This window comes from Clostridium cadaveris (assembly GCF_020911725.1).
In the GTDB taxonomy this organism is placed as follows: Bacteria; Bacillota; Clostridia; order Clostridiales; family Clostridiaceae; genus Clostridium_X; species Clostridium_X cadaveris.
The window spans coordinates 3143866-3168796 of the sequence record NZ_CP076620.1; the positions used below are offsets into that span (position 1 = coordinate 3143866).

General features: G+C 30.5%; 25 protein-coding genes. 3 read left to right on the top strand and 22 right to left on the bottom strand.

The window, feature by feature from the left end; all coding sequences use genetic code 11:
* Positions 1-24: 24 nt before the first annotated feature.
* The 15 genes from KQH81_RS15115 to cdaA form a co-directional block, all read right to left on the bottom strand.
* Positions 25-1452 carry a potassium/proton antiporter gene (locus KQH81_RS15115; protein ID WP_027637771.1) on the bottom strand — a complete coding sequence of 476 codons (1428 nt, stop codon included), beginning with the start codon at positions 1450-1452 and terminating at the stop codon, positions 25-27.
* Between the two features lie 183 nt (positions 1453-1635).
* Positions 1636-2421 carry a glutamate racemase gene (gene murI / locus KQH81_RS15120; protein ID WP_027637772.1) on the bottom strand — a complete coding sequence of 262 codons (786 nt, stop codon included), beginning with the start codon at positions 2419-2421 and terminating at the stop codon, positions 1636-1638.
* Positions 2422-2745: 324 nt separating this feature from the next.
* Positions 2746-3015 carry an ATP cone domain-containing protein gene (locus KQH81_RS15125; protein ID WP_027637773.1) on the bottom strand — a complete coding sequence of 90 codons (270 nt, stop codon included), beginning with the start codon at positions 3013-3015 and terminating at the stop codon, positions 2746-2748.
* A 180-nt stretch (positions 3016-3195) separates the two neighbouring features.
* Complete coding sequence (locus KQH81_RS15130) at positions 3196-4032, bottom strand: AIM24 family protein (protein ID WP_027637774.1); 837 nt, start codon at positions 4030-4032, stop codon at positions 3196-3198.
* 209 nt (positions 4033-4241) lie between these two features.
* Positions 4242-4679 carry a hypothetical protein gene (locus KQH81_RS15135; RefSeq protein ID WP_230028469.1) on the bottom strand — a complete coding sequence of 146 codons (438 nt, stop codon included), beginning with the start codon at positions 4677-4679 and terminating at the stop codon, positions 4242-4244.
* A 143-nt stretch (positions 4680-4822) separates the two neighbouring features.
* The gene (locus KQH81_RS15140; protein ID WP_230028470.1) at positions 4823-5023 is read right to left on the bottom strand and encodes a hypothetical protein; all 201 of its coding nucleotides are present in this window, start codon (positions 5021-5023) and stop codon (positions 4823-4825) included.
* Between the two features lie 75 nt (positions 5024-5098).
* Complete coding sequence (locus tag KQH81_RS15145; protein WP_230028471.1) at positions 5099-5599, bottom strand: hypothetical protein; 501 nt, start codon at positions 5597-5599, stop codon at positions 5099-5101.
* Positions 5600-6307: 708 nt separating this feature from the next.
* Positions 6308-6472 (bottom strand): hypothetical protein, encoded by a 165-nt coding sequence (locus KQH81_RS15150; protein ID WP_099336086.1) that lies wholly within the window; start codon positions 6470-6472, stop codon positions 6308-6310.
* 25 nt (positions 6473-6497) lie between these two features.
* Entirely contained in the window at positions 6498-6779 is a 282-nt protein-coding gene (locus KQH81_RS15155) for a ribosomal protein L7/L12 (RefSeq protein WP_027637776.1), read from the bottom strand.
* A gap of 292 nt (positions 6780-7071) precedes the next feature.
* Positions 7072-7824, bottom strand: a complete 753-nt coding sequence (locus KQH81_RS15160; protein WP_051196166.1) for a VanZ family protein — start codon at positions 7822-7824, stop codon at positions 7072-7074.
* 202 nt (positions 7825-8026) lie between these two features.
* A complete protein-coding gene (gene buk, locus KQH81_RS15165; RefSeq protein ID WP_027637777.1) occupies positions 8027-9097 on the bottom strand; it encodes a butyrate kinase in 1071 nt (356 codons plus the stop codon).
* A gap of 13 nt (positions 9098-9110) precedes the next feature.
* Complete coding sequence (gene ptb / locus KQH81_RS15170) at positions 9111-10025, bottom strand: phosphate butyryltransferase (RefSeq protein WP_027637778.1); 915 nt, start codon at positions 10023-10025, stop codon at positions 9111-9113.
* 275 nt (positions 10026-10300) lie between these two features.
* Positions 10301-11914 (bottom strand): NAD(P)/FAD-dependent oxidoreductase, encoded by a 1614-nt coding sequence (locus tag KQH81_RS15175; RefSeq protein WP_074845181.1) that lies wholly within the window; start codon positions 11912-11914, stop codon positions 10301-10303.
* Positions 11915-11932: 18 nt separating this feature from the next.
* The gene (locus tag KQH81_RS15180; protein ID WP_027637780.1) at positions 11933-13141 is read right to left on the bottom strand and encodes a CdaR family protein; all 1209 of its coding nucleotides are present in this window, start codon (positions 13139-13141) and stop codon (positions 11933-11935) included.
* Entirely contained in the window at positions 13108-13959 is an 852-nt protein-coding gene (gene cdaA / locus KQH81_RS15185; protein ID WP_074845178.1) for a diadenylate cyclase CdaA, read from the bottom strand. The genes KQH81_RS15180 and cdaA overlap by 34 nt, the downstream gene beginning before the upstream one ends.
* 216 nt (positions 13960-14175) lie before the next feature.
* On the opposite strand from cdaA, the gene KQH81_RS15190 reads away from it, so the two are divergent.
* Both KQH81_RS15190 and KQH81_RS15195 read left to right on the top strand, forming a co-directional pair.
* Positions 14176-15132 carry a hypothetical protein gene (locus tag KQH81_RS15190; protein ID WP_027637782.1) on the top strand — a complete coding sequence of 319 codons (957 nt, stop codon included), beginning with the start codon at positions 14176-14178 and terminating at the stop codon, positions 15130-15132.
* 72 nt (positions 15133-15204) lie between these two features.
* Complete coding sequence (locus tag KQH81_RS15195; protein WP_027637783.1) at positions 15205-15783, top strand: cell wall hydrolase; 579 nt, start codon at positions 15205-15207, stop codon at positions 15781-15783.
* Between the two features lie 16 nt (positions 15784-15799).
* On the opposite strand, the gene KQH81_RS15200 is transcribed toward KQH81_RS15195, so the two are convergent.
* The 7 genes from KQH81_RS15200 to ptsP all read right to left on the bottom strand — a co-directional run bounded on the left by KQH81_RS15200 (position 15800) and on the right by ptsP (position 22379).
* Entirely contained in the window at positions 15800-16660 is an 861-nt protein-coding gene (locus KQH81_RS15200) for an NAD(P)/FAD-dependent oxidoreductase (RefSeq protein WP_230028472.1), read from the bottom strand.
* A gap of 15 nt (positions 16661-16675) precedes the next feature.
* Positions 16676-16984 carry a thioredoxin gene (trxA, locus tag KQH81_RS15205; protein ID WP_196802069.1) on the bottom strand — a complete coding sequence of 103 codons (309 nt, stop codon included), beginning with the start codon at positions 16982-16984 and terminating at the stop codon, positions 16676-16678.
* 76 nt (positions 16985-17060) lie between these two features.
* Positions 17061-18233 (bottom strand): beta-aspartyl-peptidase, encoded by a 1173-nt coding sequence (gene iadA, locus KQH81_RS15210; protein WP_027637786.1) that lies wholly within the window; start codon positions 18231-18233, stop codon positions 17061-17063.
* 106 nt (positions 18234-18339) lie between these two features.
* Positions 18340-18669: a tetratricopeptide repeat protein gene (locus KQH81_RS15215; RefSeq protein WP_027637787.1), complete on the bottom strand. Its 330-nt coding sequence runs from the start codon at positions 18667-18669 to the stop codon at positions 18340-18342.
* Between the two features lie 148 nt (positions 18670-18817).
* Positions 18818-19996: an anti-sigma factor family protein gene (locus KQH81_RS15220; protein ID WP_027637788.1), complete on the bottom strand. Its 1179-nt coding sequence runs from the start codon at positions 19994-19996 to the stop codon at positions 18818-18820.
* Between the two features lie 3 nt (positions 19997-19999).
* Positions 20000-20554, bottom strand: a complete 555-nt coding sequence (locus tag KQH81_RS15225; protein WP_074845173.1) for an RNA polymerase sigma factor — start codon at positions 20552-20554, stop codon at positions 20000-20002.
* A gap of 208 nt (positions 20555-20762) precedes the next feature.
* Positions 20763-22379, bottom strand: coding sequence for a phosphoenolpyruvate--protein phosphotransferase (gene ptsP / locus KQH81_RS15230; protein WP_099336080.1), 1617 nt, complete (start codon positions 22377-22379; stop codon positions 20763-20765).
* A gap of 535 nt (positions 22380-22914) precedes the next feature.
* On the opposite strand from ptsP, the gene KQH81_RS15235 reads away from it, so the two are divergent.
* On the top strand, positions 22915-24930 hold the full coding sequence (locus tag KQH81_RS15235) for a sigma 54-interacting transcriptional regulator (RefSeq protein WP_178310761.1): 2016 nt from the start codon (positions 22915-22917) through the stop codon (positions 24928-24930).
* Position 24931: the final 1 nt, after the last annotated feature.

Here is a 24931-nt window from a genome sequence, read left to right on the forward strand (position 1 = left end):
ATTTATGATTTAGCTATATAACTTTTATATTAAAGCTCTTATGTTATTGCCACTTAGAACTAAAATATCTCCAGATTTTATTACAGTAGATCCTTTTGGAATTAGTATTTTATCTCCTCGTTTTATCATGACAATTAGTATCTCCTCAGGTATATTGGCATCCATAATCATTTTACCTTTCCATTTATTATTATTTGTTATAGTAACTTCTAATAAATCAGTATTTATTTCCCCTATATAATCAGTAAAAGTTTTTAGAACAGAATCCTCACCTTCAGTTTCAACTAAATCTAATAAACTTGCTACTCTAGGTATAAGGGCTCCTTGTATTGCCACAGAAAATAAAGCTATGAAGAATATTATATGAAATATATCATTTTCCACATTAACACCATATGTTACTGCAAATATTGCAAAAACAACCGATGCAGCACCTCTAAGTCCAACCCATGATATAAATATTTTTTCTTTTATTTTAAATTTAAATGGGCTAAGTATTATAAATGTAGCCAAAGGTCTTGCAATTAATATCATAAATAAAGATATAGACACTGCCTTTCCTGTAACATAAGGTAGTTTTGATGGAAAAGATAAAAGTCCTAACATAAAGAAAAGTACTATTTGCATTATCCAAGAAATTCCATCAAAGAAATGAAATATACTTTTCTTTCTAGGTATTTTGCTATTTCCTATTATTATCCCTGATATATAAACACTTAAATAACCATTTCCACCTAAAAACTCACTAAGGGAATATGAAAGTATTGCAACTGCCATTATAAATATTGTATAAAATCCATCTATTTCAAATTTTGAATGCCTTAATATATAAACTGTACCCTTTGCTAATAGAAATCCAACTAACAAACCAAATAGAATTTGTATAATTATCATATAAGTTATTGTACCTAAACTTAATATTCCAGAGCTCTTCATCATAGCTAATACTATAAGAGTCATCATATAAGCAATTGGATCATTACTTCCACTTTCAACTTCTAAAAGTGATGCTAACGAACCCTTTAAGTTTAATTTTTGAGCTCTTAAAATTGCAAATACTGACGCAGCATCAGTAGATGCAACTATTGATCCTATCAATATTCCTTCTAGTAAAGTAGTCTTTACTACGAAATAACAAAACGCTCCTGTAAGTCCTGCTGTGATAACAACTCCTAATGATGACATTAATACCGCTGGAAATGCTATGGGCTTAGCCATTTTCCAATTAGTCCCAAAACCGCCATAAAACATAATAAAAACTAATCCTAACGAACTTATCTGTTTAGTAAGCTCATAGTTATCAAAATAAATTCCAATTAATCCATCTGATCCAAATAACATTCCCAAAACAATAAATATAAGAAGTATTGGAACCCCAAACTTATATAACACTTTAGTTGACGTTATACAAATAATTAATACTAGTCCACTAATCATCATCAATTCGGTCATCAAATTCCTCCTTTATTTAATTATTATAAAATTATCTAGATGTAACTTTAATACATTTATATTATATTATATCATTTCCAATTTTTATTTAAAATAAAATATAAACTTTGAGTATTTAAATAAAAATAGCGGATAGTAAAAGCCCATATATTTTATGCTTTTATTCACCCACTATTTTTATTATTATATAGTTTTTATATCAAAAGGCGTCTGTATATTTAATACCTTTAAAAGTTTCTCATATGTGTCTGTTGTCCCACTTGTGTATATATTATAGCAATGATTGGGATTATCATTTAATAAATTATTATCTTCTAGGTAAGATTTTATCTTTTTTGCTTGCTGTAAAGCTGGATTAATAAAGTTTATTCCAGGTCCATATTTCTCAAATAAATCTTGAACTATAGGGTAATGTGTACAGCCTAAGATAATATTCTTGGCATCACATCTTTCTAAAAGATTGACCATGTGAAGCTTTATATCTTCTTCAATAGCTTCCATATCGAATTCACCACAGTCAATTAAACTTGCTAAATTACGACTTCCTTCACCATAGACAGCAATATCTGTATTCTTTTCATTTATAAGCCTATTATAACACTTGCTGTTCACAGTAAATTCTGTAGCTAAAACTCCTACTTCCTTTACTTCCTTGTCCACAACATACTGAGATGCAGGATCTATTATTCCAAAAATCGGAAATTCATAGTCATTTCCATATCTATCTATTAATGAAGATATAGTGTTGCAAGCTACTGCAACAATCTTTACCTCTTGTTCCTTTAAAAATTCTATCATGTTTTTTGTTAGACCAACGATATCATCTGCTGTTCTATTACCGTATGGACAATTTTTATTGTCTCCAATATACACGATATCTTCATTTGGCATAAGCTTTTCTAACTCTTTTACAAGGGTAAGTCCTCCTACTCCTGAATCTAATACCCCTATTTTTTTTCTGTTCTCCATATTACCGTCCCCCATGATAAATAATTTTAATCTTATTTCTAAAACTTGTATTTAAGGGTAATAAAAATTTCATTCTGCAATGTTTCCCTATTGCCCTATTATACTTATCTTTTGTAAGTGATACAACCCTATTTATTCTACTAATCTTTCGTATTTGTTATTATTTTTTTATCTTTTATCACATAGTTTTATTTACATATTTATCAATTAAATGTAATGGTATACATTTAGAATATCATTTACTAAATCTATTGTCAATTTTGAATTTTCCAAATATTAGACGCTTTTCATAGCATATTCTAAATTATCATTTTTTACTTTCTTTTATCTCCTATTAAGTCCATTTCTATAACTTTCTGCTACATCTTTAAATCCTATCTTTTTTAATTCAGTATATATTGCTTGGAATATATACTCCGAACTAATTATTTCATCCTTCTCATTTGTAATATCATGGTAAATTGCGTTAGTTACTATATAGATATCACTTTCATTTAAGGGCTCATTAACTTCATCTGAAGCATTAGTTATTGATGTAACTATTTTACCCTTATCAAAGTCCTCAATTTTTCCATTTCGCTTTTTTATTTTCATATTTCTCACTCCTCATATTATTTTAAATATACAGATGTGTTCTAACTTATCCCTATTATTCCACCATTTAATAACTTAAATACATTTGTAATTCATTATAAGTATTCAAATTATTAAACAAAAAAATATATGCTGCAAAATGATTTATTCATTTTGCAGCATATACTAAAGTTCTATATATTATTCATCAGTGTTTCTTTTATTTGTTGGAGTTGCTATCTTTTCAATACCACTAGTTCCAAGTTCTTTATAGACAGATGATGTAGGCATCAACCATACCTCTCCAGTTCCTTTATATACATTCAATAAACCTTCTCCGCCAGTTGCAGTTGCCAAAAGAGATTTCGATGATTTTTCTACTGTAAAATCTAATCTTCCACTTCTTAAAATCGCAAAATCTCCATCTACCTTTAGCGTATCATTAAACAATTTAACCTTTATTATTTCACTTTCTGGAACTGGAAGCTCTAAGGCTGCCACCCCTGAACCTGAAAGCTTAGTTTGAAATAATCCTTCATTTCCAAATAGACTAGAGGATAAATTCTTCTGCATAGCTGCACCTACTTCTATCCCCTCTTCACAGGCATAAAATAATCCATCATCAACTACAATCGCTTCATCTTCTAATTCTATTAATGCATAATGACCGAAGCTTGGCTCTAGAAAAATCTCACCAGTTCCTTTGTAGACAGGCTTGAAAGTTGTTTCTCCTGTTACCTTGCTGGTAAACATCTTCTTACCTAGTCCAAACACTCCTCCCATCTTATTTTCCATAGTTATATTGCCCTTTAAAAAATGTAATGCACCTGTTTCTATTCTAACTGTACCGTTATTTAACATTATTCTAAGCTGTCTAAGCTTTATATGAGCATCTTTCATGAAGCTTAACATAAGGGCCGTATTAACATCTTTTCCGCCTTTTAATTCGTCATACTCAAGGACTTGAAATACAGCGTCCTCTCCCTTCATTTCATCTATCTTAGTTAATGTATTGTTTATATTCAAGCTAGTTCTCATAACTTCCCTCCAATATCCCTTTATATCTATATATTATTATATACAATTTTTATCAATAAAAATAGAAATAAGAACATAGATAGGTGCTTTCAAAAATTAGGGATAAAAAAACTCTATATAAATGTGTTATCTACTGTACACTGAAATTAAAAAGCTTATTTACTTGTGGTACGCTTCACCGTTACACCTCCAATGGAGCACGGTTTTATCTAATTTATTGGATTATCTTGGTTTTGGTCTATAGTTACGTCTTGTCCGTCACTCCAAATTACAGTTACATCTAATGATTTTAACGACAACATTACAGTCTCTATTACTCTTTTGTGTTTTTCATCACTTGGTAATGCTATACATATTTTTGATTTAGGATGTTTCTGCTTTAACTGCATAGCTTTTAGTATTGCCATTGCAACATGGTCTTTTACTTGGCTACTATTGAATGGCTTACCTTTTCGACTTGTATCCTTTGAGGTTGTTCCACCCTTAGCTTCTATTAATAATTCAACTTCATTCTTTATTGCATGTAAGTCTATTCCTCGCTCTGATGTACTGCACTTACTTTTTATCTCATACCCCATTTCTTCTAATTTAGATGAAATGCTATCTATAACTTCATTTTCAGTTGTCATTAAGCTTTCTATTCTCATATTATCCCCCAAATCCAGTTATTAGTACTTATTATTATATTGCAAATTTAAAACAAGTACAATTAAGCATTGGAGCATGAAAAAAGGAAGTATCTTCGTCTTCTTCAGACGACCCTTCCTTCACTAAGTATCTTATTACATATTCATTTATCTATTGCTCTTGACTTATCTATAGTTACCTTCGATACAAGTAAGTTCAACAACTGCTTTCTTTGTTGTCTTGTACTACTCTCCTTGAATACTTCTCCAAACATCTTCATGACTTGACTTACTAACTCAAAATATATTAGCTCATCTTCTGATATCATTACTTCTCTTTGAAGTTCACCCATTCTAAACTTCAATCCTTCTATTTCTTCGTTTAACTTCTTTTTCTCTATTAGATAATCTAATAATAGTATTAAAATAGACGTATAATATTATTTTATATTGTTTATTTCTTCCTTACATATTTTAAATAATATATTAAGAAAATATGCTAGAAACTTACCATTAAATGCAATTGATTTCAATTCATTTGAATATCTTATTACAACAAATGCTTGAGATATATCCTCAAGCTCTTTTGTAAACTTCTCTTGACTTAAATCATATACTTCAAAAAATTTAATAATTTTTATCTTTTCTACTTCTGGTAATTTACTGTATAGTTCTAATAATTTATGCCCATGTGCATCCTTACCATATAATAGTAGAATGGTTTTTAAATATAATTCACACGAAAATGCAGCTAAAGAGTATGATGATGATATTAAATAAATCTTTTCACCTTCAAAATTAGCTTCATGTTGCTTTGTTAAAATTGTTGATGCTAAGTGATACTCTTTTGCTTGTAAAAAGGTTGATTTTATTAATCTAGGATCGTTCTTGCTAAATTTATTTATCTTATTATCTAGTTTTAAACTTGTAATATTAATCACCTTCCGATATTTAAATTTTATCTATTGTCTGCAATATATTATTTGCCGTGCTCCTTTACTTGTGGTACGCTTCACCATACCATAAGTGCTGTTTTTCCATTTTATTCTTATGTATATAATATATCCATTTATGGTATAATTCTAAAGTAATATTTTGAAACTCCGTAGTAGGATGGCTACGGTGGTTGTACGTATTCCCACCTTGGGTTATTGGTGATTTACATCATAACTTAAGGGGGTGGTATTGGATATGCTTGAATTAATTATAAAAAGCTTCGTTGTTATTTATATAATTAGATTGTTTTTAAAACATAATCTTTTTATTCACTATTTAAAGATTTCAGTAAAATTTATTTGTCTTGATATTGAAATTAAAGGCAAACAAAAAGATGCTCCATCCCACAAAGATTAGCATCATTTTGTTAATAGACTTATTAAAATCCAATAGCCCTAAAACTAAAAACGTTCTAAGGATTGCTTAGTGTTACCAGCACTAAGCTTTTCTTATTTATATTATATCAAATTTTTATAAAAAATAAACATAAAAAATTTTTCAATAATAATCATCATACCTACAAATTGTAATTTAGCAACTTTGATATATTCAACCATTTAATAAGCTGCTTAATTATAACGTTTAGTTGAAATTTATATATTGAAATTCTACCTGATCCGTTGACTCCTGCAAAAATTTTATATGTGGTCATATTATTTCCCTATTACCTTTGCTTGCTCTTTTTGTAACACTAAATTTGATAAAGTCATATAAAAATCTTGTTCTTCTTTTGTTTTTGCATTTTTAAATAATTCCTTTAATTGGCTATAAGAATAATTAATGAAACTCTCATATAAATTATCGTTTTTATTTTCCATATCAAATTCCTCATAGAAAGAAGAACTATAGCTTGTCTACATAATCCTTTGCTTCCTTTAATCCCATTCCAGTTATATCTCTTACCTTTTTTATTGCTTTGACTTTTTTATTTGCCTCAACAAGCTTTATTATCTCATCCTTCATCTCATCATCTATTTTCTTTATAAATGGATCAGTTATCCCAAGATGCTCAATAATTGTATTTAATTTTGACTCTATTCTCTCTTGTTTGGATTGTATCATATTAATGCTAATACTTAAAATAATAAATAGAATAGATATTAAACCTATAACTGTAGATTCCATATTTTCAGCCTCCATCACTAGTTATTTCTCATAATAATACTATTATGAATTAATCATACCATAATTTACAAATTTATTCAGTAACAATTATTCTCTCTATTTTTTATTTCTTATTCTATGAGCCAATTGCTAAAAGTCCACTTTGAAATTTGTCCATATGAATTCCTCCTCTAACTCGTCACTTTACTCATCTTACAAATAAAACATAATTTATAAGATAAACTTGCACTTAATTTAAAAATGATTTAATTTGCAAATTTCATCTCATTATTGACGTAATTTTCTTCATCCTTTATTCTGAAAGGTCTTTTACAGCTTGAAAATCTGTATTTTTACTATCTTTAAATACTACCTTTGCAATATCTTCATTAGATGTATTTGCAGACATAGTTGAACTATATATAGTAATCATAGTAAAAAGTAAAACTGCACCAAACATAATACTTAGAGGTTTGATACTTAATACTACTAAATTACCATCAAATTTACTTGTAACCTTTCTAGCTAACTTACCTAGCTTTGTTTTCTTTATAGCATAATAAAATACGTTATAGATTAAAAATCCTAAAACTGCACCTAAAGTATTAAATATTATGTCATCAATATCAGTTAAGTTAATTGCAGTAAGCAGTTGAATAAGTTCTATAGCAAGCGATGCATAAAATCCATATAAAACTATATTAATAATTTTATTTTTCTTTTTAAATAATAATGGAATAAAAAAACCTAATGGTACAAATAACAAAATATTTCCAACCACATTGTAAATGGCATTTCCTATACCTATAAAATTATCTTTAAACATATTTATAGTTTCAATAAACGGTATATAGTTGACATGAAATTTATGTTGAAACCTTATTTGTAACATATTCATTTTGCATATTGTTAAATTAATTAATATTAGAAAATATATGAAAAATATATTTATTACTACTTCTCTCAATATATTTTTTTCTTTACTCTTAATTAATGCTATAATCCTATATATAACCCAAATTACAATTAATATAGCAACTATATATATGTATGGTATTGTTATCAAAGTTATCTCCTCCCCCTTTTTTTAATCTAAAATTAATTTATGCTGTAAATTCTAATTTATCTTCCCCTTAATCTTATTATCTTTTATTGTAACATATTTTGTAAACTCACTATAATAAAAATAAGCATAGATGCCTATCAATAACTTGATACTTATCTATGCTTACATAAATTTTTATCTAAAACTAAGAATTCAGTTTATACTACTTATATTCTTTTGCTTTTTCAGCTCCGCTTAATACACTTATTGCACCTTGAGCTAAAGCTAAAAGTTCATCTTCACCTGGATATACTACAACATCGCTAATGAAGCTTACTCTTTCAGATATAAGTCTTACCATTTCTTTTGAGTATGCTACTCCACCTGTTAAGATTATAGCGTCTACTTTACCACAAAGCACTGTAGCACACTTTCCTATTTCTTTTGCTATTTGATATCCCATAGCTTCATATATAAGCTTTGCTTTTGCATCTCCAGCAGCTGCTCTTTCCCCTACTTCTTTGGCATCATTTGTTCCTAAGAATGCAACAAATCCACCTTGTCCACTTATCTTCTTTCTCATTTCTTCTAGAGTATATTTTTGGCTATAACATAACTCTATCAATTCTCTAGATGGAACTGATCCCATTCTTTCTGGTGAGAAGGAACCTTCTCCATTTAATGCATTATTTACATCTACTATTCTTCCTTTTTTATGAGCTCCAACAGATATTCCGCCGCCTAAATGTGCAACAATTACATTTATGTCAGTGTACTTCTTGCCATTTTCTTTTGCATATCTTCTTGCTACAGCCTTTTGATTTAAAGGATGGAAAATAGATGTTCTCTTTATTTCTGGCATTCCAGATATTCTTGCAACTTCATCTAGCTCGTCTACTACAACAGGGTCAACGATATATGCAGGAATATTTACTTCCTTTCCTATTTCATTTGCAAGGATTCCACCTAGATTAGAAGCATGTTGTCCTTGATATCCTATCTTTAAGTCTTCTAGCATAGCTTCATTTACAGAATATGTTCCACCTTCTATTGGCTTTAAAAGTCCACCTCTTCCAACTACTGCATCCAAAGTCTTTATATCAAAATTTTTATCCTTTAAAATATTTAATATAAGATCTTTTCTGAAGCCTAATTGAGAGTATATAGTTGGGTATTTGCCAATTTCTTCTGCACTATGTCTTAAAGTTTCTACTAATACTGGAGTTTCATCCTCGTATACTCCTATTTTTGTAGAAGTTGATCCTGGATTGATGATTAATATTTTGTAACTCATTTTAATAATCCCCCTAAGATAATTTATTGTGTTCTGCAACTAAAGCTGCTAAAGCTATTGAGTTCATCTTTGTTTCAAAGCTGTCTGATCTTGAAGTTAATATAACTGGAGCTGTTGTTCCTACTAATAATCCGCCATTTTTTGAATTTGATGTGTATGTTAAAGTCTTGTACATAACGTTTCCAGCTTCTATATTAGGTAAAACCATTATATCAGCCTTTCCTGCAACTGGTCCTGTTACATTCTTGTGCTTAGCTGCTTCTTCTGATAATGCATTGTCTAATGCTAAAGGTCCGTCAACTATACATCCCTTTATTTGTCCTCTATCACTCATTTTAGATAACATTGCTGCATCTAAAGTTGCTGGCATGCTTGGATTTACAACCTCAACTGCACATATTGGTGCAACCTTTGGACACTCTATACCTATAGCATGAGCCATTTTTACTGAGTTATTTATTATGTCTACTTTATCTTTTAATTCAGGATACATATTGAAAGCTGCATCTGTTAAGAATATTAATCTGTCAACACCAGCAATTTCAAATACTGCAACGTGAGACATAAGTCTTCCTGATCTTAGTCCTACTTCTTTGTTTAATACTGCTCTTAAGAAATTAGCAGTATCTACAAGGCCTTTCATAACCATATCTGCTTTTCCTGAAGATACAAGTTCTACAGCTTTTAAAGCTGCCTTTGCAGCATTAGCCTCATGAACTATTTCGAATTGAGATAAATCCATGTTTATTGAAGCTGCAACTACTTTTATCTTTTCTTCATCTCCTACAAGTATAGCATTTGCTATTCCTTGATTTTTAGCTTCCATTATAGCTTGAAGCACTGGTTCATCCTGAGCTACAGCTACAGCTACTGTTTTTGTTTCAAGTGATTTAACTTTCTTTAATACTTCATCAAAGTTTTTGACCATTACAATTGCACCTCTTCTTTATATTTTATATTTTTATTCCCCTTGATATACGCTAGGAATTTAACAATACTTTAGGTATTTAAAGTATAATTATTCCATATGTAATTATATTTGTATTTTTTATATTGAATAAAAAATAAGTAGAGCCTGAATTTCCTAGCTATCTTTTAATTTTACCGAGTATTATGTAAAATTTTAGATAGTTATATTTTTATCAATTCGTCTCTACTCTATTGTATCAAAATTTTATGAAAAAAGGCCTATTTTCAGAAAAATCATTCTTTTGTTTTGAATTCCATCATTATCTTTTCTGCAACCTTAACTCCATCAACCGCTGCTGATATTATTCCTCCAGCAAAGCCTGCCCCTTCTCCTGATGGATAAAGACCTTTTAGTGATATACTTTCTAAATTTTCATTTCTAGCTATCTTTACTGGTGCTGATGTTCTAGTTTCTATTCCTGTCATTATGCCATCGCCTGTTGCAAAACCTCTTATTTTCCTATCGAAATCCATAAAGCCTTCCTTTAGCATGTCAGAGACATAAGGAGGTAATGTTTCTCTCATATCTTTAAATTCGTATCCTGGTTTATATGATGGTTCAACATCACCTAAAGACGTTGTAACCTTGTCTTGCAGAAAATCATTAATCTTTTGTACTGGTGCCTTATACTGTCCTCCTCCAAGCTTATAGCATAATCCTTCATAATGTCTTTGGAATTCCATGCCACTTAATGGGGAACTTCCTTCGAAATCACTAGGGTTGACAGTAACAACTATAGCAGAGTTAGCATTAGCCTCAGCTCTTGCATAATAACTCATACCATTTACAACAAGTCTTTCATCTTCTGATGCTGCAGCTACAACTACTCCTCCAGGACACATACAAAAACTATATGCTGATCTCTCTTTTTCCTTATTATTATAAACAAGTCTGTAGTCTGAGGCTCTTAACCTAGGATGGTTAGCAAATTTGCCATATTGATTTTCGTCCATAAAACTTTGCTTATGTTCAACTCTAACTCCTATTGCAAAAGCTTTAGGTTCCATAAATATATTATTACGATATAGCATTTCATAGGTATCTCTCGAACTATGTCCTATAGCTAATATTAGTGTCTCACAAGGTATTTCCTCTTCATTAACTATTATAGATTGGATCCTTCCATTCCTGCTTTTTATATCTTGAAGTTTACTTGAAAATCTTATTTCTCCACCTAAATTTATAATAGTGTTTCTTATATTCTTAACTACTTCTTTTAAGATATCAGTACCAACATGAGGTTTTCCGCTATATACTATATTTGATGGTGCTCCAGACTCTACGAGTTCCCTTAATACAAAATCACAACGTTTATCTTTAATTCTAGTTGTAAGCTTTCCATCAGAAAAAGTACCTGCTCCACCTTCACCAAATTGTACATTAGACTCAGTGTCAAGGATTCCATCTCTCCAAAATTTATCCACAGTTTTAGATCTATCCTCTACACATTCTCCACGTTCTATTATAAGAGGCTTATATCCATGCTGAGCAAGAATAAGACCTGCAAACATTCCTGCAGGCCCCATTCCCACGATAATTGGTCTATGTTCCATTACTTTATTTCCGAATACCAGCTCATCATGAACTGATTCTTTCTCTAACATTACATCCCTATCGTGAACTTTATTTACTACATGTTCTTCCCTGGAGCACTCTACTTCTATTGAATATTTAAATTTTATATCATTTTTCTTTCTTGCATCTATGGACTCTTTTAGTATTTTTAAATTTTTTAGGTCCTTTTGATCTATTCTAAGTTTCTTAGCAGCTTTTTTATATAAGCATGACATATCCTTTTCTATATCTTCATCTAAATTTAATGCTATATTATTTATTTTTATTGCCACAAATTACGCTCCTCTCAGCTATTTCTTCGTTATAGTTAGTTTTAATTTATCTGGTGACATGCTCACCATTGTTACGCCATCTGGAAGCTTAATATTGGGAGCAACTTCGCTGGTTCCTTCACCTAAGTTCGAAGCATCTATATCCCCCTTCAGTTCGTTTATTCCATCTAATATATTGCTAGGACCTTGTATTGTTATGCTGACGCTTTCCTTATCTAACGAAGCACTTAATCCATCTCCAACGCCATTTATAGTTATAGGAACATTTAATGTCTTTTGGCTTATACCTTCTATACTAAACTTTATTGTTACAGTACCACTTGTATTATTAACTAAAGATATACCTTGTGGTAATTTAAGCTTTGCCATTATATCTTTTGATGTTGTTATTAAAGATAAGTCTATAGCTTCTGTGTCTATGGATGTTATTTTATTAAGTGCAGCTTCATCACCTGTGATTTCAACATTACTAGGTGAAGGTTCCATAGATTTCATAAGAAGATTCGAATTTAGACTTCCTTTAGTTTTTATGCTTACTGGAACTGTCTTTCCTTTCTTTATAGGAACAACCACATTAGCAGTTACAGGATTTATTGTTACTTCCTTAATAGCTCTCTTATTTTTGTCCATAGCTACTAGCTTTAATGTAAGTACTACATCATTCTCTACATCCTTAGCCTCTCCTGATGCAACAACACTTTCAACCTTATCCACATACTGAGCTGGTCCTGATATTGTTGCATTTACAGGATCTACTACAGGTGTTGATGGGTAAGTTCCTTTTTTAGAGGATACATTGATGTCAGCTTTTATAGGTATGCTCTTTTCTTCCAAATCATCAAGCACTACAGTTACCTTTAATGTTTCTGTCTGCTTTATATTTACATTTGCAGGGGCTTTATCTATATTTACTAATATAGTATTATCACCCTTTTTCAATGCATAGGAGCTCAAATCAACAGAAAGCTGAAAATCTTCTGACTTTACTGCATAAACGTCAGAAGATGCCCCTTGAATAGCTACATTTACCTTAAAAGTCTGATTAGGCATCATTACAAGTTTAGAGTTTGTGAGAACATCCTCATTGAGTATAGTTACTCCCACATCCTTTATGGTTTTAGTTATGGTTGGGTTTTCAACATTAGATACGTATATCCATAACCCAAATGAACACAAAAGGCAAATAAGTTTTATTAAGATATCTTGCTTTTTATTCCTAGCATCCATAACTTCACCTTCTCCCCTACGGTCTTTGATTTAACCTGTCTATTTTTTATTATTCTCGTTAATATATCAGTAAGTTTATTTTTATCATAGTTTCTTGTAAGCCTTCCGTTGACAGCTAAAGAAACAACTCCTGTTTCTTCTGATACAATTATAAGTATTGCATCAGATACCTCTGACAACCCTATAGCAGCTCTATGCCTTGTTCCAAGTTTTTTATTTATATCTGTATTTGAAGTTAGAGGAAGCACACAACCCGATGCTTCTATTCTTCCGTTTTTTATTATAGTAGCTCCGTCATGAAGTGGCGTATTTACTACGAAAATGTTCTCTAAAAGAGCTGATGAAACTATGGCATCTATTTTAGTACCGCTAGTGACTACATCTCCAAGCCCTGTATTCTGTTCTATTGCTATAAGTGCTCCTGTCTTAGTAATTGCTAAATTTTCAACAGCAGTTACAATCTCTGAAATCATCTTCTGTAATATTTTATCATCATCTATAAAGTGTTTATCATTAAAAGCAGACCTTCCAAGATGCTCTAAAGCCCTTCTTATTTCCGGTTGAAATATGATAATTACAGATAATACTCCTATGGTAATTGTTTTTATAAGAATAGTATAAACCATTCTTAAATTTAAAAGATAACTTATAGGTATTAGTGCTACTATTAACAATAATCCTTTTAATAATTGAACTGCTCTAGTTTCCTTCATAAGCATATAGCCTTTGTAAAAGAAGTAGGCTACAACAAGAATATCTAGAACAGATAGCATATTGATATTTTTTACAGTATTTAAAATCATTTCAAATAATTCCATCTTAGGAAGCCACCTCATTTCCCCTGTGAATATACTTATAATTATACACCATCCTATAGCAACATGACGACAATATTTATAAAGCAATTATATTATTTTTCTTAAGAATTTCTTTCTATACATTTTATCCTATAAAGGTAATTTTACCTTATTCTCATTAATATATTTATATAAACGAAACTTAAAGATTAAAAAATATGGTACGGTGGTGATTTTATGAAAAAAAATATTATTTTAAACTTAGCCCTTAGTATACTTCTTATAATTTTAGTTGTTACACTTTTCCCTATGGTAAATAAAAACAAGATTCCTAAAGAGCTTTCATCTTTATCTGAATTGGTTGATGATATAAACCTATCAAACAAATATGTTTTTGATGTAGTTGAGGATGATTTAAGCAACCCCGAAATATCATTAAGGATACCATCAGCTATTGATGATTTGAATTCTATTCAAGAAAAAATCTCTTCTATAGATGTGCCTGAAAAATATTCAGACATAGTTTCAAGTCTATCTAGTGGAATAAAATCCAACATATTATTTTATAGGCAGTTCTCAGCTATTTTAAACAATCTCAAGGGAAAAGATTTAGAAGAAAGTCAAAATAATCTTAAGAACTACCAAGAGTCAGCCTGCGAATCGTACAACAATATATCTCCTTTTAAAATTTATTTTTTTAATGGTGATAACAAGAAACTTTCTGCATTATATTCATCAATAGATACTCTAAGAATTTCTAATAGAGATACTCAATTGAATGAAGAAAAAAACAAAACATTTATATTATCATTTGAAAGAATCATAACTGAGTTTTCTTCTATAAATAAAGACTTTTCGCCTTACATAGAAAAATGGCAAAAAAACACCTGTAGCTATGATTCACTTATAGATGACATAGAGAAATGTCAAAATTCGCTAGATACTTTATCAGGAAAGATTTACGCATTGGCTATCCCTAACGAAGCCACTGCTTCTTATGAAGACTTCAAGCAAGTGATTGCTGCTTACAGAGATTATCTAAATGCTGTGCAGCTTGATTTGTCAAAATCTACTTTAAACTCTAAGGATGAAAATTTTTTTGAAAATAGTGAAAGTAAAAGAGAATCAGTTAATACTTGTATAGAAAAATTTAAAACAACTTTAAAAAAGTATAAAGATAATTTAAGCCTATAAAAGAAAAAATGTATTATTATAAAAATTATTGGGTATAATACCACTATGAAAATTTTAACAAGGAGGATGTATATGAAAAAATACACCGTGATTGTTTTAAGTTTTCTATTGGTAGTTGCTATCATCCCTTATAATGTGGCATATGCTTACAAAATAGGTGACTCACCAGAATTAATTGAAGGTTCTTATACAGTCACATCAAATGATGATAGTTCAAATCTCTATAGGGAACAACAAGATGTTGTTCAAGTTTTTAATAACGAAGCGGGAAAAATTTATTTAACAAATAACGACATATATTTGATGTCCCAAATAGTTTACGCGGAAAGCAAAGGAGAACCTTATGATGGAAAAGTAGCTGTTGCTTCAGTTATATTAAATCGTACTTTGAATTCTGGATTTCCTAAGACTGTTGAGGGAGTTATAACACAAAAGAATGCATTTTCATGCGTTAGAGATGGTAAAATTTCCGTAACCCCTGACGATGACTGCAAAAAAGCAGTAATGGATGCTATAAAGGGAGTTGACCCTACCGATAGAGCCGTATTTTTCTACAACCCGAAAACTGCTACATCCCAATGGATGAAGAATGTTGAAAAGGTTAGTACGAAAACTATAGGTAATCATGTATTCTTTAAGTCAAAAAAATAATGTGCATCACTGCACATTATTTTTTATTGTTTAAATAGCTCACTGCATTAAGTGCAGCTACTAATCCTTCACCTGAGGATTTTATATATTGATATGGCTTTCCTGTACAATCTCCTGCTGCAAAGCATCCTTTTAGATTTGTAGCCATCTGCCTATCAACTTCTACATGTCCATCAGTTATCTTTAAACCTGGCATAAGCTGATCTGGTGATATACTATCCTTTAGGACGAAAACTCCATCTACTTCTAAAGTAGTGTTTGAAAGTTTAAGACTTCTTACCATATCGTTGCCTATAATCTCTACTGGATTCTCTCTCACTACTATTATATCTTCTCTAAGATTCTCTATATCCTTATACATAGGTATATAATAGACTGTTTCTGCTAATTCCTTTACAAAGTTAGCTTCTTCTTCTTCCTTTTTATTATGAGCAATAATTGCTACTTTCTTTCCTTTGTATAAAGGAGCATCACATGTAGCACAATATCCTACACCTTTCCCAAGGAATTCTTCTTCACCTTTTAAAGCCTTACCATACTCCATTCCTGTAGCAAGAATAACAGACTTCGCTTCATACATCTTTTCATTTACCATAAGAGCAAAATAATCTCCCATAGCATAAATAGCATTTATTCTCTCTGGAGTTATAGATATATCCATTGAATCTATATGTTTTTTAAAGGCTTCTTTAAGTTCTTCACCTTTTATGCCTGGAATACCAAGGTAATTATTTATCTTTGGCGCTTTACTTACCTTGTTACTTAGATTTTCATTTCCAAATAGAATTATATTTTTGTTTCTTATCTTGCAATTGATAGCTGCAGATAATCCAGCTGGACCACTGCCTACAATGGCAACGTCATATCTTTCGCTCATATTATCACCTTATTCTTAAATGTGTTTCTTAACTAATTGAACTAATTCTTCTTTTGGTCTAAATCCTACAGCCTTATCAACTAAGTTTCCATTTTTAAATACCATAACTGTTGGTATGCTTGCAACACTGAATTGTTGAGGTATCTGTATATTTTCATCTACATTAAGTTTGCAGAACTTAACTTCTCCTAATTCTGCTGCTACATCCTCTAATACTGGTCCAAGCATCTTACAAGGTCCACACCATGGAGCCCAAAAATCTACAACTGCTATTCCTTCTGCTATTTCACTATTAAAATTTTCATCTTTTATCTCTAACATAATTATTATCTCCTTTCATATACCCCTAAGGGGTATCTCTATATTTATATATTAATACATAAATTTAAAATCGTCAATACTATTCTTCAAATGTTCCTTTAACTAAAATCTCATTATCTCTTATCATCCATTTTCCTTTTGCTATAACACTGTTTATTGAAAGATCCTCTTTCTTCACCAATACTAGGTCAGCATCTTTTCCTTGACTGATTCTTCCTTTAGCATTAAGTTTTAATGTATCAGCTACATTTGAAGTTATAACTCTTATAGCTGTTTCCATTGGTATTCCATCCTCTAAAACAGCATCTTTTACTTCTCCATAAAGAGTGCTTACTGAACCTATGCCTAAGCCTATAAATTTTCTGTTTTCATCAAATCTTGGAAGGCTTCCTTGACCATCTGAGGAAAACATGATATTGCTTATATCAACACCAGCTTCTAGCAGCTCCTTTAAAGCTGTACTTGCTTTTATAGATTCATCTTCTGCTGATGTATCAGAACTTGTAGTAAGATCTACATATCCTCCATTTTTCCCATAAGTTATAGCATCTTTGAACAAATCATGATTTCTATTGCAGTGAGTTGGTACTATAACATGCTTTGGTATTTCTGTCTCTTCTATAAGTTTTGATAAATATCCAAACTTCCTCTTTCCATCTCCTAGGTGTACATGAACAACACCTGCTTTATGAGCAAGTATTCCAGCTACACTGGCTTCTGCTGCAAGAGCAGCAAAGCTTTCATATGTAGGTTGTGATGATCTATGATCCGATAACGCAATTTCACCTACGCCTATAATTTTAGGAATTATCATTATATCCTCTTTTACTGATTTTGTAACACTTTCTACTGGTATTCCATAGGAACCCGTATAGCTGTAAGTTGTTATTCCATCTTCTTCTAATGCATACGCCTTTGCAAGAAGAGTTTTCATATCTCTACATATTCCGTCTGTTCCAAGACATCCTACTACAGTAGTTATTCCAGCCTTAGTTAAGGTTGAAAGCTTTATTTCTGGAGTTCTTGTATTGAACCCACCTTCTCCACCTCCACCTATTAAATGGACATGAGCATCAATAAATCCCGGAAGAGCTATAAGACCTTCACCATCTACTTCTTCGATATCTAAAAAATTTACAGGTATTTTAATATCGTCAAATATCCCTTCTATTTTGTCATTTATAAGCACTATTGTTTTTTTTCCTAAATACTCTGGTACATAAATTTCTATATTTTTAATTATCGTTATCACAGTTCTCCTCCTCTCTTTTCTTAGGTTGTTTATTTATTATAGATATTATTCTTTAAGTTGTTTCTATAATCCTTTCAATTTATGTTTCTATATCTTAAGATTGTTTTTATATGTAACATCTTCCTATTATAAAAATCGGTATTGAATTTCCTTCCTTGGTATATTTCTTAGATATTTTCCCAAGCTCTTTTATAAGAAGTTTTGCTTCTTTATTTTTCTTATCCATGTTTAGTACTTCTTTATAGTATTTCCTTGCTAGATCATATTTCCCTAAAGCGAAATAACACTTCCCTATTAAAATCTTAACTTCAATTTTTTCAATTGATTTTTCTCCACATTCATAAAGCAACATTATCAACGCATCTTTTATTTTCATATCTTTATATAGTTTTTCTGCCTCATCATAATGTCCATCAATATATGCGTAACTCTCCATAATATACACACTCCTCCAATTAATAAAATACACATCTTGACATAAAAAGAAAGAGGTTTTACCCTCTTTTCATATAAAGTCAATCCTCAAAATTCACATACATATTGTACCATTTATGCATTTATCTTTCAATCATTTACTTAAAGAATCATTCGACACCCAATCCTTTAAGAAATGTCTTTTCGTATTTGTTTTCTAACATTACTCTCTTTATATATCTTTTCCTATTGCCATCATCTTTAACACATAAAAAGTCTATTAAAAATTCCCTCTTTCCTTCTTCTTCATTACCTATTTTATATATTTTATTTAAATATATATCAGAATCCATATATTTTTTATTAATTTTAGCTCCTTCTAGAATACCACTTATAGACTCATAATCATCATTTTTTATAGCTTCAATTATTTTGTTTAAATATATTCTTACTTCATTATTTTCATCTGTTGTCACATCTTTAAAATCTACATATTCCACACCTTTTCCTATTTGCCTTCCAGTTTCATCTACACTTGTTGTATCTATTCTTATTTGATTGTGATTTATTGTAAATTCCCTGAATACATCATTACTTGTTTCCGTTCCATATATGATGTCAAAGCTTAAATTCTCAAGATTCAACACTATAAGTTTATTCCCTCCCTGAAGTTTACTATCTTTATCGCTTAAAAGAATCATTATATTATTATCTTCCATCCACTTAAATTCATAAATCTTAATATCAGAGTTATTCTTACTTTTAAAAGTCAATTTATAGCTCTTCTTTATATTGTTATCTGTAAAAAATATGAATGGTTTCATATCGGTCTGATCTTCATCATTATATATAGCCATAGTATATCTACTATCCTTAGAATTATTCCATGATAACCCTTTTAGCTCGTCACTTATAGATATTTCTTCTGAGGTAATATCAAAAGTAATTTTTGACATACTTTCATCATGTTTAAGAGGCACTATTTCTGATGATGTACTAAAGAGATTTTTTATAAAAGGAGCTAAAATCAGCATACCTATAATCATAGCAACTATGGCTCCATATGATTTAAAGCTTTTACAAAATTTATAGTATAGTTTGTTGCCATTCTTGTTAGAGTATTTGTTTCTATCTATGGATTCCAATACTGAATTTCTAGTGCTGTCAAATTCAATATAAGTATTGTCAAAAGCTCTCTTAAAAGTGTCATCCATTGCTTTTTCTTCTTCAAAAACTTCCCTGCATTTCATGCACTGTTCTTTGTGCATATCCATGGACTTTTCCATATCTCTGGATAAATCACCTTCCATATATTCATACATATGATCTCTAAAAGTTTTACACTTCACAAACTACACCTCCTTTTCTCTTTGTTCCCTTTCATAATGTTTTTTGAAACTGTCTCTTATTTTATAATATCGTCTTTTTACTGCTCCTTCTGTCATGCCCATAACCTCTCCTATATCTACGAAAGTTGTTCCACTGGAATATTTTAAAGTTATAATTTGTCTGTCTATATCTCCAAGCTTACCTATGAAATCTCTTATTATAAGCTTAGCTTCCCTTATTTCCATAGCTTCTTCTGGACCTGGATTCTTATCATAAATATAAGTTATGTCCTCAATATTAGCCTCATAAACTCTCTTATATTTCCTTATATAATCTATACATTTATTTCTAGCTATCTTTAAAAGCCAATTTTTAAATTTATATTTTTTATCATACATATACAGCTTGTTGTATACTATAATAAATACTTCCTGAGTCACATCTTGAGCTGCTTCTCTATCATTTATCATATTATAAGCAAATGAAAAAACCATATGCTCATATTTGTTCATAAGTATAGAAAAACTATCTACATTTCCTTTTAGCACTTCCTTTATGAGTTTTAAGTCCTCATCCAAATCCTCTTCCCCCTTATCCTAACCTCTCATTAATATATACGAAATTTTTCCCATATTGTAACCTTAAATTTTAATTTTATCTTATTAATATTATACAAGCTGTTTAATTTTATTTGTAACAATTTCCATTAAAAATCAAAAAAATATACTGCAAAGCTAATTGCTTTACAGTATATCTATATGGACTAACGTCTAAATATCAAATAAGTTATTCTTGATCTATTATTATTTTTTTAGCTCCAAGTATTGACGATGCACTCATAGAGAATTCATCTAATCCATACTCTACAAGAGTAGCTATAGCTGTTTCATCACCAGCCATTTCTCCGCACATTCCACACCATTTTCCTGCTGAGTGAGCACCTTCAATTGTCATCTTTATAAGTCTTAAAACTGCTGGATGCATTGGGTTATATAAGTAAGATACCTTCTCACTCATTCTGTCTGCAGCTAATGTATATTGGATTAAGTCATTTGTTCCTATTGAGAAGAAATCAACATGCTTTGCAAGCTCATCAGCCATTACAGCAGCTGCTGGTATTTCTACCATTATTCCTATTTCGATAGAATCACTAACTTTTTGTCCCTCATTTAATAATTCAGCTTTGCACTCTTCTACAAAGCTCTTAGCCTGTTCAAATTCGCTTAAAGATGATATCATTGGGAACATTATCTTTAAGTTTCCATAGTAAGAAGCTCTAAGTAAAGCTCTTATTTGAACCTTGAATATATCTTTTCTATCTAAGCATAATCTTATAGCTCTGTATCCAAGGAATGGATTCATTTCCTCTGGCATTGGAAGATAAGTAAGCTTTTTGTCTCCTCCGATGTCTAGAGTTCTTATAACAACTGGCTTTCCTTCCATTTTCTCTAGAACATATTTGTATGCCTCATATTGTTCTTCTTCTGTTGGCATATCATCTCTATCCATATATAAGAATTCTGTTCTGAAAAGACCTATTCCATCTGCTCCGTTTTCTATAACTTTGTGAACATCTTCTGGCTTTCCTATGTTTCCGCACACTTCTATTCTCTTACCAGATTTAGTCTTAACTTTTACATCAATAAGCTTTTTAAGTTCTTCTTTTTCTTTTTCGTAAGCATCTCTCTTAGCTTCATATTCTTTTACTGTAGCTTCATCTGGGTGTAATATTACATTTCCCTCTACTCCATCTACTATTATGAAGTCTCCGTCTTTTACGCTGCTTGTTATATCATTTAATCCAACTATTGCTGGTATTTCTAATGTTCTAGCCATTATAGCACTATGAGATGTTCTTCCTCCGATATCAGTAAGGAATGCTACAACCTTGCTTCTGTCAAGCTGTGCTGTATCTGATGGAGTTAAATCATATGCTACTACTATTGTGTTTGTTGCTTCTATATTAAGTCCCATAGCTTTTCCCGCTAAGTTTAATTTTATTCTATTGGCAACATCCTTTATATCTGCTGCTCTTTCTCTCATATATTCATCTTCCATTGATTCAAATATCATTAAGAAAGTTTGTGCAACTGAATCAACAGCTTTTAAAGCATTAGAGTTGTTTGATTCTATTTCCATTTCCATAGCACCAGTAAATTCTGGGTCATCTAAAAGCATGATATGACTATCAAAAACTGCAGCCTTTTCTTCTCCCATTTCTGCTAAAGCTTTTTCTTTTATAGATGTAAGCTGAGCTTTACATTGCTCTAAAGCATTTTGAAGTCTTTCTTTTTCCGCTTGAATGTCAGTTACCTTTTCATCAGTTATTATTAGCTCATCATTTTCTTTTAATACTACTGTTCCTATTGCATATCCTTTAGATGCTGCTATTCCTTTTTTCATACTCACTCTTCCTCCTAAATATCATCTTATCCTTAATATATTAGCAATTATCATGCCAATATTGTCGAAACTTCTGAGTCCCTTTACTTTCAATGATTACCTAGTATTTTCGTAAATTCTCAGAATCAATATACCTTGATAAAATTTATCAAGGTACAAAACATTATTTTCTTATCATTCGTAATTTCAAGATAAATTTCTATATTGCCTCTGCTATATTAATGCTTATTTATATAGTTCCCACAAAGTTTATATTTTACATGAGAAATTATATGTAAGTATGTGTTTTTTATATGAAAATTCTCTAGACTTTCTGAAGATTTTAAATTAATATAGATATTGATAAAAAGTATCAACACTTTTAGAAAATCTGATAATTTTTATCAAGTTTATAAACTGACTTTTATCTTAAATCCTATTTTCCACTCCATTTGAAACTAAAAAGTCGTTATTTAAAGGTATAAGCCTTATTATCTCTCACTTAAAAAAGGTGTGAGCATAAAAACTAGTCATAAAATTAAAGAGGTGAAATAATTTGGTTAAAAGAAATGTAACTGTAAGCATAGAAAATGGTCTTCATACTAGAATTGCTGCGATGGTGGTTAATAAAGCTGCTGAAGTTAAGGAGCGTTATGGAGTTGACCTTCTTATAAAAAGGAAAAATGATGATTCTTTTATAGGAATAAGCATTCTTGCTTTAATATCTCTTAGAATTCAGCAAGGTGAAGTGATAACCATAGGATCTAAAAATTCTAATTATGCTTCAATAAAAGCTGTTGAGGTACTTTGTGACTATATAACAAAAGATCTTGCCTATAATTACGGCATAATGAATGAAGTTGATGCCATAATTCAAGAGAGTACCATAGCAAATGAACAGATTTTATCGGACCTTCCTATGGGAATTATAGTTATAGATACAAACTGTACAATAAGCAATATAAATTCTTATGCTCTAAAAATATTAAATAAGCCTTCTAAAGATATTTTAGGTCATCAAATCACAGATGTAATCCCTAACTCTGACCTTCCAAATATAATAAATACAGGAACTAAAGAGTTTGGTAAGATTCAACATATAAATAATAATATACTCCTGGTAAATCGTTCTCCAATTATATCAGATAATCACATAATAGGTGCCGTTGGAGTTCTTCAGGATATCTCTGAAGTAATGGGTATGAAGGAAGTAAATACAAGATTCAAAAAACTCCTTGAAGCATCCCATGATATGATTTGCTTTGTTGATGAAAACAGAAAGATAACTTATATAAATCCAGCTTATGAGCACCATTTTAATATAAATCCAAATGATATTTTAGGAAAAGATCTTTTAGATGTGTCACCAAATGGCCTTAGAATAAAGTCATTCACATCAAAAGAGAAGATAGAGAATTTTATCCAAAAGAAAGAAGGCATAGAGATAATCTCAAACATAGAACCTCTTTTTATAGATGGCGATTTCAAAGGAGTTATATCACTTTCTAAACCTTTAAGTGAAATACGTCATTGGATAGGAAAAGTAAAAAAATATGAGGCTGAGATAGATTACTATAGAGAAGAGCTCTTAAAACAAAGCAGAGAGCAAAATTCATTTAAGAATATAATCGGATTTAATTCAAATTTGAGAGATATAATTACAATGTGCAAAAAGGCTTCTCAAAGTCCATCAACAGTTCTTATAGGAGGTGAAAGCGGTACAGGTAAAGAGCTTATTGCAAAAGCTATTCATAGCAATAGTCCTCGTTATAATAACACCTTCGTAAAAGTGAATTGTGCTGCAATACCTGAAACTCTTATGGAGAGTGAATTATTCGGCTATGAGAAAGGAGCATTTACAGGTGCTTTAAAGAGTAAACCTGGAAAGTTTGCTATAGCTAATGAAGGAACTATATTTTTAGATGAAATTGGCGACCTTCCTCTTTCAATGCAGGTAAAACTTTTACGAGTGCTTCAAGAAAAAGAATTTGAGAGTCTTGGTTCTACAAAACCACAAAAGATTGATGTAAGAATAATAGCTGCTACCAATAGAAATTTGGCTGAAATGGTTAGAGATGGTACATTTAGAGAAGATCTTTACTATAGACTTAATGTTCTCTCCCTAGTCCTACCGCCTTTAAGAGAAAGAAAAGATGATATAAGACTGCTTGTTCATCATTTTATCCAAAAATTCAATACTGAACTAAACAAGAATATACTTGGAATTGATAATAATGCATTGATGTTGCTTGAAAGATACGATTGGCCAGGTAATATAAGAGAACTTCAAAATATAATAGAACGTGCCATGAATCTATGCGAGTCTTCTATGATAAGCGTATCAGACCTTCCATTTCATCTTAAAGATGAAAAATATTCTGGTGATGCTCTTATAAACACTCCAAATGGAGATATTATGCCTTTTGAGTGCTATGAAAAGGAAATAATAAAAGCTGCTATGGCTAAATACGGCAGTTACAATAAGGCTGGTAAAGCTCTTGGTCTTACACACAGAACAATTTCATTGAAATGTAAAAAGTACGATATTGATATTAAGAAAATAAATAATTAAC